The organism is Paenibacillus nitricinens, assembly GCF_052056485.1.
In the GTDB taxonomy this organism is placed as follows: Bacteria; Bacillota; Bacilli; order Paenibacillales; family Paenibacillaceae; genus Paenibacillus_AQ; species Paenibacillus_AQ nitricinens.
Window position 1 is genome coordinate 6,563,223 of sequence record NZ_CP183948.1, and the last position, 12,117, is coordinate 6,575,339.

Annotated in this window: 12 protein-coding genes; 3 read left to right on the forward strand and 9 right to left on the reverse strand. The window is 45.7% G+C overall.

Annotated features, from left to right (window positions below; genetic code table 11):
• Nucleotides 1-163 precede the first annotated feature (163 nt).
• From ACN6KS_RS29195 to ACN6KS_RS29225, 7 genes are all read right to left on the reverse strand, one after another.
• Entirely contained in the window at nucleotides 164-1,177 is a 1,014-nt protein-coding gene (locus ACN6KS_RS29195) for a potassium channel protein (protein WP_094868378.1), read from the reverse strand.
• A gap of 143 nt (nucleotides 1,178-1,320) precedes the next feature.
• A complete protein-coding gene (locus tag ACN6KS_RS29200; protein ID WP_042192771.1) occupies nucleotides 1,321-1,713 on the reverse strand; it encodes a DUF350 domain-containing protein in 393 nt (130 codons plus the stop codon).
• Nucleotides 1,710-2,303, reverse strand: a complete 594-nt coding sequence (locus ACN6KS_RS29205) for a hypothetical protein (RefSeq protein WP_179283576.1) — start codon at nucleotides 2,301-2,303, stop codon at nucleotides 1,710-1,712. The genes ACN6KS_RS29200 and ACN6KS_RS29205 overlap by 4 nt, the downstream gene beginning before the upstream one ends.
• Before the next feature lie 39 nt (nucleotides 2,304-2,342).
• Nucleotides 2,343-3,545 (reverse strand): glutathionylspermidine synthase family protein, encoded by a 1,203-nt coding sequence (locus ACN6KS_RS29210; RefSeq protein WP_440961009.1) that lies wholly within the window; start codon nucleotides 3,543-3,545, stop codon nucleotides 2,343-2,345.
• The gene (locus ACN6KS_RS29215; protein WP_094868381.1) at nucleotides 3,542-4,228 is read right to left on the reverse strand and encodes a hypothetical protein; all 687 of its coding nucleotides are present in this window, start codon (nucleotides 4,226-4,228) and stop codon (nucleotides 3,542-3,544) included. The genes ACN6KS_RS29210 and ACN6KS_RS29215 overlap by 4 nt, the downstream gene beginning before the upstream one ends.
• 27 nt (nucleotides 4,229-4,255) lie before the next feature.
• Entirely contained in the window at nucleotides 4,256-4,471 is a 216-nt protein-coding gene (locus ACN6KS_RS29220) for a hypothetical protein (protein ID WP_042192779.1), read from the reverse strand.
• 67 nt (nucleotides 4,472-4,538) lie between these two features.
• Complete coding sequence (locus tag ACN6KS_RS29225; RefSeq protein ID WP_440961010.1) at nucleotides 4,539-5,894, reverse strand: MFS transporter; 1,356 nt, start codon at nucleotides 5,892-5,894, stop codon at nucleotides 4,539-4,541.
• 268 nt (nucleotides 5,895-6,162) lie between these two features.
• On the opposite strand from ACN6KS_RS29225, the gene ACN6KS_RS29230 reads away from it, so the two are divergent.
• From ACN6KS_RS29230 to ACN6KS_RS29240, 3 genes are all read left to right on the forward strand, one after another.
• Nucleotides 6,163-7,329, forward strand: a complete 1,167-nt coding sequence (locus ACN6KS_RS29230; protein ID WP_094868382.1) for a sugar diacid recognition domain-containing protein — start codon at nucleotides 6,163-6,165, stop codon at nucleotides 7,327-7,329.
• Nucleotides 7,330-7,488: 159 nt separating this feature from the next.
• Nucleotides 7,489-8,757 carry a GntP family permease gene (locus ACN6KS_RS29235; RefSeq protein WP_094868383.1) on the forward strand — a complete coding sequence of 423 codons (1,269 nt, stop codon included), beginning with the start codon at nucleotides 7,489-7,491 and terminating at the stop codon, nucleotides 8,755-8,757.
• A gap of 41 nt (nucleotides 8,758-8,798) precedes the next feature.
• Complete coding sequence (locus ACN6KS_RS29240) at nucleotides 8,799-9,935, forward strand: glycerate kinase (RefSeq protein WP_094875392.1); 1,137 nt, start codon at nucleotides 8,799-8,801, stop codon at nucleotides 9,933-9,935.
• 172 nt (nucleotides 9,936-10,107) lie between these two features.
• Here ACN6KS_RS29240 and ACN6KS_RS29245 read toward each other — a convergent pair whose 3' ends face one another.
• Both ACN6KS_RS29245 and ACN6KS_RS29250 read right to left on the reverse strand, forming a co-directional pair.
• Nucleotides 10,108-11,427 (reverse strand): nucleobase:cation symporter-2 family protein, encoded by a 1,320-nt coding sequence (locus tag ACN6KS_RS29245; protein WP_094868385.1) that lies wholly within the window; start codon nucleotides 11,425-11,427, stop codon nucleotides 10,108-10,110.
• Nucleotides 11,421-12,035: a xanthine phosphoribosyltransferase gene (locus ACN6KS_RS29250; RefSeq protein WP_094868386.1), complete on the reverse strand. Its 615-nt coding sequence runs from the start codon at nucleotides 12,033-12,035 to the stop codon at nucleotides 11,421-11,423. Before ACN6KS_RS29250 ends, ACN6KS_RS29245 begins: the two co-directional genes overlap by 7 nt.
• Between the last annotated feature and the right edge of the window lie 82 nt (nucleotides 12,036-12,117).

Genomic DNA, 12,117 nt, shown 5'->3' on the forward strand with positions numbered 1-12,117 from the left:
GTATAGTTCTTAGGACATAATAAACCATAATAAGGAGGGGATCTGAACAAAATCTGAACAGAAAACAATTTTAACAGTGAAATAAGTCACATTTTATCAAAAAAAGACAGAATTCCGCGAAGCCTCAGCTCCCGAAAATCCGCCTATTCCATCTAATTCTGACCTAACCCTTAATCCTACGATACGTCGCTTCATCGGAAACAACATACAATCTAGCATCCTTAGGAATAACCTGATCCAGCTTTCGATTGATACTTAGATCGCTACGATCCGCCAATAAGGTTGCACCTTGCAGAAGCAGGTTCTGAAACGCGTCCCCATAAGTCTTCCACGCAGTATTCACTGGAATCTCATAAATATCATCACCATATTTACGGCTCAGCAGTTGCGTTATCACCTCAGAGTTACCCTCTTGCAGTGCAGAACGAACAGCCAGTCTGGAGATGGCATCATGCGAAAGAACGAACTCGTTTACCTGAACATGCCTGAAATTCTGTATATTCTTCTCTTGCATTATTTCTACAGTCGTATGTACTTGTGGCGCAATGCGCTCAATGCTAGAGGCAATTAACAAAGATTTGCCGTCGATCAGCGATGCTTCATCAATCCTTGTGTCCCCGAACACAATGGCTGCTCTTGCTTCATGGATGTTAGCCTTAAGCAGAATGTCATCACTGGAGGCATCACCACTTATAAAGTGGACTTGCTCCATATGCTCCAAGGGATGCGCGCCTACCTCATCAATGATAACAATATGGCATTTCGGCGAATAGCATAGAATCTCCTCTACGGCAGCTTGTGCTTTCTTACTCCAATTAATTAGAATCACATGATCCTTTCCCCGAAAGCTCAACGTTCCCGCTCCTCTCCTTCTCTGCACCTCCGCAATGGAGTCAATGACCTTACCAATAACCAAGCTGAGGAGACCGATACCAAAGATATATAGAAACATGGTAAACAGCTTTCCAACTACGGTCTCTGCAAAATAATCCCCATACCCTACAGTCGCCATCGTTGTCATGACCCAATAAAATGCATTAAACCAACTATGAAACGTACCGGGTTCGATCAGGTAAGCAATCGACGCACTAAGAATTATAAAGATCAGAATGATTAACCCTATCGTCCGTTTACGTAACCGCATCATCTTGGTGGAAATTCTCAGAAACAGATGCATCTGCCCACCCCTTCTTCACATCAAGCTAACATGCCTTCGGCGTCCTTTAAGGACAGTAAGCAAGCGTTTATGCGAGAAATATAGGCTGCCGCTCGACGGATGGATCGGGGCAACCTTTGTCATTATCCTTTTTCAAGTTGAAACTAAACAATCAAACTGCTAATCGCAAATGCAGTCCCAATAAATACCAAGCAAAGCATAGTGCCTACAGCCACATTCCCTTTCTCCAGATGCTCTGAAATCTTAAAGGTTGGGGTTGCCAATTCAAAGATCCAATAAGCCGCTATCAAGCACACATAACCTACCGCAAACCAAATGATCATGTGCAGAATGGAGGTATTCGTATACGCCGCTACACCAATAATAATAGCCGTTGCCAGAAACTTGCCGCCTAAAGCCAAAGCTACAGCCACATTGCCTTTCTTCAGCTCCTCCATATCTTTAAACGGAGTCATCAAACCAAAGATCACCATGCCTAACACTTGCAAAAGAATAATCACAAACACACTCACTACCAAATTAACCACCATCGTCACTTCGCCCACCCCCGAAATTTCGCATACGCCGAATCATAGTCGGCAAAATCATGTACTTCCTCAAGGACTACGGAAGCGGTCTTCTTTTTCTCTAATGCAGTATAGCGTTCATCATCAATCGGCTGCTTAATCCGATTACCTGAAGGGAGCTCAAGCACCGCAAAGTTTCTTGTCTTATCCTTATACTTAGTCTTGTATACTCCTACAAGATCAACATCCGTGGTTACCGATACTTTAAGATTAGTAAGATCCTCTGCTGCCGTTTTTTCATCTGCATAAGACTTAATCGTGCTCCATGAAGACAGGCGAACTTCATTTTTCTGATCAGCATCCGTGATTAACTCGGCGTCCATGAACTGAAGTGTCCAAATTTTATCGCCAGTAGCATAATTCCCATCATTCGGGAGCAGTTCATTATCCGGCAAAACCGTCATGTCACTCCCAATTAAATCCCCTACGGTACTCTCTACCACCCGATAGTCCCACGGTACCCGTGCTACACTATCTGAGGTTCCAGCTGTTCCTGAATCAAATACACTGCCCTGATTACTGGAACATGCGCTTAGTAACAGTACCGTCAAAAGCATCATACATAAGACTCCGATTCGGGCTTTCTTGCTCTTATCCAATTATCTCACTCCCAACGCAATAAAATGACTGGCATTGCCTGTAATCAATCCGCCCGCTCGGCCGAGCATACCACAAGGCTCCCCGTTAATCACGAACATGCCTGTCAGCAGATGAAATTCACCCTTTGAAGTCGTTATCCGTGCTAAATCGGCTCTTTTTTGATACACAGTGGGGAAGAGCTGACTACTGTCATAACCGTCTTCATCTTCAAGCTCTAGCGCACCGCTATCATCAAACATGCGCACCGAACCCCCTTCACGACCAAAAACAGATTTGGACACAAAGTTCCCTGAGAATACAGGCTTATTATAAGTAGGTAAAATATAGCGCGAGATCGTCTCCCGCTCTTCCTTGTCGAATAACAGGCCCAGCTCATACATTCCCCACACCGCTGCAACCAGCCCCTTGGATTGGAGCAATATACTATGAGGACCATTAAAGAGCTGAAGATTTCCTTGCTCTACCGCATAGGCGAGGGCATCCCCGCCTTCATCAACAGCCATCCACTCTTTAGGATATAAGGCGAACATCCGCTCAATCACGCGGTCTTCCCCATCCTTGAGAATTCCATTATCGACCCATAAATCAAGGCAATCCACACACTGGATATCGAGACCACTGTGCTTCACTAATGCTTCGATCGTACCTGAATCTTCAAGATGACACCCATAAGCGACACAAGCTGCGGTATCCGGACGTTCTACCTGCCAGGCTGCCGCAACCTGTTCCTTCATCCCTTGATTAGGACTCTGCATTCCAGCTTGCTCACAGATCCATGGTGTAGCTATCGAGGCTTCCACATAACCTGTTGGGGTATCCGCATTCAGTTCGAGCAGCTTAATCGTCCCATCATGGGCTATGGCAAAGTCGAATCTGGCATACCGACTAATGAATCCTTCTTCTGGCATCGGACAATCGTCAAGCATCTCCCAAAGTACAGGGGGAATCCCAAGCAGTTCATACAAATCGCGCTTTAGATGAACATAGCGAACCGCTTTATCGAGGATAGCCCAAAGTTTTGATGAGGCTTCTTCAAGCTCCTTATAAGTGTCCCTGTGCATTAGAGCAATCGCATCCAACCAGTACTCTTCATCCTCAAGATCCGCCCAAGTGAACCCAAGCTCATACAACGCTTTGACCCGAGGACCTCTTTCAAGCTCAGACTGATCTAGAATTTCAAATACACTCTGCTGCTCACTCATCCGCCAAAACCACTCTTACTTGAGCCTGATCTCGAAGAGGACTTCGATCCTGAGCTGGATTTAGAGTTCTTCGATGAGTTTAATCCGCTGGAAGTGCCACCGATTCCATTTTTTGAAGAAGAACCTCTTCTCGTAATGGAGCCTGTGGAGGAAGTCGATGTTTTGGGCTTTACAACAGAACCCGGAACCTTCTTATTCTGGAACTTCTCACTGCTATAGGTAGGTGGCTTATAAGTTGTTCTCGTGCCTCCATAATAAGTTGGGCGGTCCTTAGACCATCCTCTGGAAGAGTAATTGCCACCACTGTTAAACAGCATGTGATACAGCAGCAAGTCATCCCATCCAAAACCTGAATGATATCCACCATAGTTATTCACTACCGTCGTTCCATTATTGGTTACAACACCTTGGCCTTCCTGTTCTACCTCTTGTGCACCTTCCGGATATGGAATATTCCAATCCACATTTTTGTCAAAATAGGCTTTAACCTCTTCGGTAGACCAGGACACTAGCTGTGGTTCATCTCCAGAAGTATTTGCGCTAGCCCCTGCGCCGCCAGGAATAAACATAGCGTTCGCTAACAAAGCTATGCCTAGCGAAGTAGATAATACTCGAATGGGCTTACCCTCAGAGGTGAATAATTTGGATACCGCTAATTCCTTATCCTTTTCATCTTTAGACATCGTAAGGTTCTCCTTCCCTTATCTCAATCATTCGTTGTGCATCGGAACAAGTAAAAGCTCCAGCTTACCTTCATCTACATTCAGCCGTCCTTCAACCGTTTCATATTCAACACTGCCAACCACAATATAATTGACATGCTCTAGTGCTGCGATCATATTCATGCTCCACGTGCGTTCCTCAATGACTCGCAGCCCGCCTTCCGGCATTTTTTCAAATAAGATTACATTCATCCCATTGTCCATTATTACCATTCCTTCCTTAGTTCTGCTATAGCATCTGATACGTCTTTATTACCTTTTCGTTTCAGTTCTAGGCGTGCGTAGACTGCCCAACCTTACTCTTGGCGTTAGAACGTCTATATAAAAGAAGAATTCCTAACGAGCACAAGCTAACGAGGAGCAACACGCCGTATACATGCTGATATGCTTTTGCAGGGGAGATATCACGCTGAGCATGCAGTAAAAGCCCGCAGACTGCAACAGATACAGAGCCTCCGAAGAATTGAACCAGTTGTAAAAGCCCCATGCCAGAACCAATCCAAGTCCTTGGAAGAACGATAGAAGCTTCATTATTTAAGGATGCCATCGTAGCTGAGAAGGCGGGAGAGAAGCATAGATAACCTAGCAGTAGTACTTTAGGTGATACAGAAAGATTCATAGCAAACACAGCCATAACGACTGCAAGTATACAATGTCCAATCAATAAGAAGCGGATATTACCGTAACGATCAATAAAACGTCCCAGATACCGGGTCAGAAATGCAGATAATAGCGCTCCCGGTGCGATATACAAACCAATCATCAGCGCTGATTTACCGAACAGATTAGCGAGCGCAAGCGGCATCAGGAACAAGTTCCCCAGGTTCAGCACCAGAATACAAAAGCCTACGGCAACCAGTTTCAAGTAACCTGGCATGGCAAGCAGCTGCGGATTAATGAATGATTCCTTGGCCTTCTTCAGATGTACGGCATGCACGATAATAGACGCTACACCCACCGCTAGCCATACAAGCGACTGGGTAGTTACAGCTACCAGTAAACTTGCCGCATTTACAACGGTCAGCGCAGCTCCCAGGATGTCAAAGCTTGCAGGCTGTGGCTTTTCCTTAGGCAATAACCGCAGCAGCACCGGCAGCACGATAAGCACTAGGCAAGTAATTCCGAACAATCCATTCCAGCCAAAGTACTGGCTGATCACGCCTCCGACAATAGGACCTAAACCAAAGGCCATTGCACTACCCGCCGAGATCATCGCAATAGCAGCGCCGCGTCTTTCAATCGGAACATAGCGGCTGGCCAGTACAAGCCCCAATCCTGCCATAGATCCGGCGCCTGCAGATTGCACGATTCTCGTAATTAATAGCATATTAAAGTCATGTGCGAACAATCCAAACACTGACGCCGTCCCAAGCGTAATTAAACCAATGGTCAAGAGCTTGCGAACCGGCACCAAGTCGGATAACCGGCTATAAATCACCGTCGACAACGCATATCCAATCGAATAGCTGGAAATGACCCATGAGCCTAGGTCAGCAGAAATTTTGAGATCCTGAATAATAGATGGAAGCGATACATTAAACATCGTTGTGTTCATCACTACAATAAAGAGGCACATCGTCCATAATGGCATGACAATTTTATCATTCATTACTACTTTCTCATTCATTCCTACTCCATCCCTGTCCTAATTTATCTATACCTGCTCAACTAATTTTATGCCTATAAAAAGAGGTTGGCAATTAGAATAGGGGTTTATTTCCGCCACATCATTCCACATACCAGTTCGATTATGATCTCCATTCTCCGCAATATATACTAGTAGTGTTTCAATCAAGCTCATCTTGTGCTAATGATAAGATCTTAAAGGTATATTATATCGCACATGAAATTAACAAGGACTCGCATAGAGACTTTCTAAATAGGGGGTAGTAGCCATGAGGGGCTTGACCAAAGAAATTGCGATGGAAATTGTTCGACGTACGATGCATGTGATTGGGTACAACGTCAATGTTATGGACAAGCGAGGACGAATTATTGGATCTGGAGATGGTAAGCGATTAGGGCAATCACATGAGGGAGCATTACTCGCGATCGAGCGTCGTGGCAGATTCGAGATTGATCAGGAGAGCGCTGCTAGATTGCAGGGGGTATTGCCTGGAACGAACCTGGTTATTGAGTTTGAGAATGAGATTGTTGGTGTTATCGGGATTACAGGGGACCCCAAAGAAGTGACGAAGTATGGTGAATTGGTGAAGATGACGGCAGAAATGTATCTTGAGCATATGAAGCTGTTAGAGCAGGCACAATGGGACAAACGAATGAAGGAGAATTTCCTGCTCGCGGTGATGAATGGCGCTGAGGCGAACGTGCAGAACTTGCGACATCAAGCACAGCAGATTGATTTTCAAGTGGATAAACCACATATCGCATGCATCATTGAATTCATTGATCGTAATGAAGAGGAGCTCATGGTGACAATGAAGCGGGTAGCTGACGTATTGGAAGGACGCCCGGCTGTTCAATTGATTACCATTCGTAATGCCAGACAAGTTATTCTGATCAAGGACCATCTCCACGAGCGGAAGCCACATACAGATATATGTGAAGGCATTCACCAGATAAGACGTTGGTTAGATGTAAAGGAGATTTCTCCACTACGTATCGCTGTAGGCAAACCTTTTACAGGGATTCAAGGGATGATGAAGTCCATTCAATCCGCAGAAGATACGATGCGTGCAGGCTATGCAATATATCCGGATGAGCCGGTTTATTATGCAACGGATCTGCAACTGGAGACGATGGCCGTTCCAAGTGTGCAGAATTGGATGTCGGAGGAGCTGCTGCAGCTATGGGCGCATTTTATGGAGGAGGATCGTAGTGGCGAGCTTCAGCAGACATTAGTTCTATTTTACCTCGAAAATGGAGAGCAACAGCATATAGCTGAACGACTGCGTATTCATCGGAATACCTTACGTTACCGACTCCAGCGTATAACCGAGCTCACAGGGAAAGATCCAAGAAATTATCAGGAGCTATTCCTACTCATGAGTGCGCGTTGGTTATATTTGTTGGATCATTCTGGTATGTCCCGTGATGAATAGGAGGCAATATGTTCATTTGCACAAAAAAAGACATTAACCATTGCGAAATGTTTATTTGTCCGCCTAATGAAACGCTTACAAAATATCGCTAAAGTATAGGTATGAGCTCAAACCACATATCTACCTATACATTCTGTGTAAAACTGGGAGGAATTACTCATGACAGTGAGTGTAAGCGTTTTAGGTGCTTTAGCTGCATTGGTTGTAGCAATCGTTCTAATATTGAAAAAAGTACCGCCAGCCTACGGCATGATGATTGGTGCGCTAGTAGGTGGTTTAATCGGCGGTGTGAGTATGGTGGATACCATTACGCTGATGATGGATGGTGCCAAAGGGATGATTCCTGCCGTGCTTCGTATCTTGGCAGCAGGTGTGTTAGCAGGTGTATTGATTGAATCAGGCGCGGCGAAAAAGATTGCAGAAACGCTGGTTCAGAAGGCCGGCGAGACACGAGCATTACTCGCATTAGCCTTAGCAACAATGGTTCTTACAGCGGTCGGTGTATTCGTGGATGTAGCAGTTATTACTGTAGCGCCCATTGCATTAGCTATTGCACAACGTGCAAATCTTTCGAAATTGGCAATCCTGATCGCTATGATTGGTGGCGGGAAGGCCGGTAACATCATGTCACCAAACCCGAATGCAATTGCAGCATCAGATGCACTTCACATTCCATTAACCTCGTTGATGGTAGCAGGTATAATTCCAGCCGTGTTCGGAATTATCGTAACGTACTTCATCGCAAAGCGTTTAAACAATAAAGGTAGTAAGGTCGAAGCCTCTGAGGTGACGAATAATCCGAATGAGCAGCTTCCAAGCTTCTTTACAGCCTTTCTAGCTCCACTTGTAGCCATTATCTTGTTATCCCTTCGTCCAATTGCAGGCATCGTCATCGATCCAGTAATCGCACTTCCAGTTGGAGGTATCATAGGCGCCATTGCAATGGGAAGATTTAAGAAGTTAAATGAGTTTGCTATATTTGGTCTTGGTAAAATGACTGGTGTAGCCATCATGTTAATCGGGACAGGTACACTAGCTGGTATCATTGCGAATTCGCAATTGAAGGATGTTATTATCGATGGTCTTACGGCATCTGGCCTACCGGCATACTTGCTTGCTCCAATCAGTGGTGCATTAATGTCTCTTGCAACAGCATCGACAACAGCAGGTACAGCCGTAGCGAGCTCTGTGTTCGGCTCCACCATCATGGGACTTGGCGTAGCTTCACTAGGAGCGGGGGCAATGATTCACGCGGGTGCGACTGTATTCGACCATATGCCTCACGGTAGCTTCTTCCATGCAACAGGTGGTAGTGTGAACATGCAGATGAAAGAACGTCTCAAATTGATTCCCTATGAAACTGCAGTTGGTCTAACACTAGCCATCGTATCGACATTAGTATTCGGTGTATTCCAATGGTTCGTATAACAAGTATTGGAGCATGAACAACACAAAAGGAAGTGGAGAGCATGAAGTTTGTATTGGCGCCAGATTCATTTAAAGAAAGTATGACCGCAATGGAAGCCTGTGAGGCCATAGAACGAGGACTCCGCTCCTCTTTTCCCGATGCAGAATATATTAAGGTTCCGATGGCGGATGGCGGCGAAGGTACGGTTCAATCGCTCGTCGATGCGACAGGCGGACGAATTGTACAATGTAACGTAACAGGGCCGCTTGGTCACCCTGTGAATGCATTTTATGGCATTATGGGAGATGGAAAAACCGCGATTATCGAAATGGCAGCTGCTTCTGGACTTGAACTTGTAGCGAAGGAAGATCGTAATCCGTTGATCACCACAACAAAGGGTACCGGGGAGCTCATCGTTCATGCGCTGAATGCAGGCGTACGTTCCATTATTATGGGTCTCGGTGGCAGTGCGACGAATGATGGTGGTGTAGGCATGGCACAAGCACTTGGATTCCGCTTCTTGCGAGAAGATGGAACGGAGATTGGATATGGTGGAGGGTCGCTGAGTGAAGTTACTCGTATTGATAGTGCTCATATAGATCCGAGGCTTCAAGGTCTCCAGGTAGTAGCTGCATGTGATGTGGACAATCCGTTAACTGGGGAGCGTGGAGCATCCGCCATCTTCGGCCCGCAAAAGGGGGCAACACCTGAGATGGTGAAGCAATTGGATGCAAATCTTGCACATTTCGCAAACATCATTGCACGCGATCTCGGTAAAGAAGTGAACGATACAGCAGGTGCCGGTGCAGCAGGTGGACTAGGTGCTGGCGTGATGGCCTTCCTAGGAGCCCAGTTGAAGCGAGGCGTAAACATCGTCGTCGATGCCATGAATCTTGCGGATAAAGTGAAAGATGCGGATTATGTCATCACAGGCGAAGGGGGGATGGATAGCCAAACCGTCTATGGCAAAACACCGATTGGTGTTGCCAAGGTAGCACAAGCCGCTGGTGTACCTGTTATTGCCTTAGCGGGTTCTCTAGGTACTGGCGTAGAAGCTGTGTACGAGCATGGTATTGATATGTTCTTCTCCATCGTTCCAGGGGTTTGTACGCTTGATAAAGCGCTCACCGATGCTTCCTTCAACATGGAGCGCACCGCGCGTAATATAGGGATATTAATCAAACATAGTAACCGTTAATCGTTTCCGGAGAAAATTTAAGGATTTTTTTAAGCGTGGAATAATATATTATTATATTTAAAAAAAGATCTGACCCGTGCATGAAGCCGGGTCAGATCTTTTTTTTCGTTTTTGCAGGTAGTCTAGGTTTGTACTTCACCTAGTCTGAGCCTTTTCATCAATCCAATAAAGTTTAGGAGACTTGAGACTCCTTAGCGAGTACGGGTACAGTATTATCCTCTACCTGCACCTCATCCTTTGTCTTGGAGAGCACAATGTTTAGTAGAATCGCCGTAAGCGAACCGGATACGATACCGTTCTGCAGCAGCATCCGAGCAAATTCAGGCAGCTCTGCGAACATAGCTGGAAGTGTCGCTGAGCCTAAGCCAACAGCAATACTGCAAGCCGCAATCAGTAGATTACCGTCCTTACGCAAATCCACATCAGATAGAATGGATATTCCGGAAACGGCCACCGAACCGAACATGACAATCATAGCTCCACCAAGTACGGCATTCGGTACAATCGTCGTCAAGGCAGCCAGCTTAGGCAATAGTCCTAGTACAATCATGATCCCGCCAGCGGCAAAAATAACATTACGAGTCTTAATGCGAGACAGCGAAATCAAGCCTACATTTTGAGAAAAAGCAGTGTATGGGAAGGCATTGAAGATTCCACCCAGCATGATAGCTACACCTTCGGAACGTAGGCCGTTCACGATCTGCTTCTGTTCAACCTTCTGATCAATTACTTTACCTACGGCAAAATAAACCCCAGTAGACTCCACCATACTAACAATATTAACGATGATCATGGTGAAGATTGCAGTAAGACTGAACTCAGGCCATCCGAAGTAGAACGGCTGTGCGATGCTCACCCAAGAAGCTTCACCTACTGTAGAAAAGTTAACGATGCCCATTCCATAAGCAATCGCAGTACCCACCACTAAACCTACTAGAACAGATATGGAGCGTAGAAATCCTGTTGCGAAACGGTTAACTGCTAGAATGACAAGCAGTGTAATTAGGGCAAGCAGCAAATTGCGCGGTTGTCCAAAATCAGCGCTGCCTTCTCCGCCAGCAACGTTATTCATGGCTACTGGAATAAGAGATAGGCCGATAATAGTCACGACAGAACCTGTTACAATGGTTGGGAAGAACTTCAGCAGCTTCCCATAAAGCGGAGCCGCAAGTACAACGAACAGACCGGAAATAATGATCGCACCGTACGCAGTCGCCAGATTATGTGTCGAGGCAATCGCGATAATCGGACCAACCGCTGTAAAGGTACATCCAAGAATAACCGGAAGCCTGCTACCAAAATACTTGGTGCCCATAATTTGCAGTAGGGTAGCCAATCCGCAAGTGAACAAATCGGCTGCGATAAGGTAGGCCATCTGAGTCCCATTCAGCTTCAAGGCGCCCCCAACAATCAGCGGTACGATAACTGCTCCGGCATACATGGCTAGTACATGCTGAAGGCCTAACGTAAATACCTTTTGCTTGCTTAACATCCCGCACTCTCCTTGATTTTCTCTAATGAGCTTTCATTATCAATGAAGTGAATTTCACCTGGTGACATAGATGCAATACGGGCCAAGGCATGGACTTCTATGCCTCTGTTCTCCAGAAGGCTCCGGCCTTCTTGGAAGCTCTTTTCAATCACACAACCGACACCAAGGAGCTCTGCTCCAGCCTCTTTCACGATATCAACCAGTCCTACAAGTGCAGCACCAGTAGCGAGGAAATCATCCACAATAAGCACTTTGTCATCCGGTCCAAGATATTTCTGAGAGACGCTGACCAGATAGTCCTCTTGGCGTGTAAAGGAATGTACAGGCGCTGAATAGACCGCCTCCGCGAGGGTGACTGCTTTCTTTTTCTTCGCATAAATAAACGGTACACCTAATGCAATCGCAGTAGCCATGGCGAACTGAATTCCACTAGCTTCAATAGTAATTACTTTTGTGATCGGTTGATGACCGAACAATTTTTTGAACTCTTGACCGATTTGCAGCGCAAGCTCCGTATCGACCTGATGATTCAGAAATGAATCTACCTTTAGTACCGTATCTGATAAAATAAGACCCTCTTGTCTAATGCGCTCTTGAAGTACTTTCATCGTGAACTGATCTCTCCTTCTTCATTAAAAAAACAAAAAAAGGACAAATCCCTTGAGTCGTTTCTCTCAAGTGAATCTGTCC

Bases quoted from the DNA above. Each gene is read 5' to 3' on its own strand.
- ACN6KS_RS29225 (WP_440961010.1), bottom strand. From the start codon at position 5,894: ATGAATGAGAAAGTAGTAATGAATGATAAAATTGTCATGCCATTATGG.
- ACN6KS_RS29195 (WP_094868378.1), bottom strand. From the start codon at position 1,177: ATGCATCTGTTTCTGAGAATTTCCACCAAGATGATGCGGTTACGTAAA.
- ACN6KS_RS29235 (WP_094868383.1), top strand. From the start codon at position 7,489: ATGACAGTGAGTGTAAGCGTTTTAGGTGCTTTAGCTGCATTGGTTGTA.
- ACN6KS_RS29210 (WP_440961009.1), bottom strand. From the start codon at position 3,545: ATGAGTGAGCAGCAGAGTGTATTTGAAATTCTAGATCAGTCTGAGCTT.
- ACN6KS_RS29220 (WP_042192779.1), bottom strand. From the start codon at position 4,471: ATGGACAATGGGATGAATGTAATCTTATTTGAAAAAATGCCGGAAGGC.
- ACN6KS_RS29250 (WP_094868386.1), bottom strand. From the start codon at position 12,035: ATGAAAGTACTTCAAGAGCGCATTAGACAAGAGGGTCTTATTTTATCA.
- ACN6KS_RS29205 (WP_179283576.1), bottom strand. From the start codon at position 2,303: ATGATGCTTTTGACGGTACTGTTACTAAGCGCATGTTCCAGTAATCAG.
- ACN6KS_RS29240 (WP_094875392.1), top strand. From the start codon at position 8,799: ATGAAGTTTGTATTGGCGCCAGATTCATTTAAAGAAAGTATGACCGCA.
- ACN6KS_RS29215 (WP_094868381.1), bottom strand. From the start codon at position 4,228: ATGTCTAAAGATGAAAAGGATAAGGAATTAGCGGTATCCAAATTATTC.
- ACN6KS_RS29245 (WP_094868385.1), bottom strand. From the start codon at position 11,427: ATGTTAAGCAAGCAAAAGGTATTTACGTTAGGCCTTCAGCATGTACTA.
- ACN6KS_RS29230 (WP_094868382.1), top strand. From the start codon at position 6,163: ATGAGGGGCTTGACCAAAGAAATTGCGATGGAAATTGTTCGACGTACG.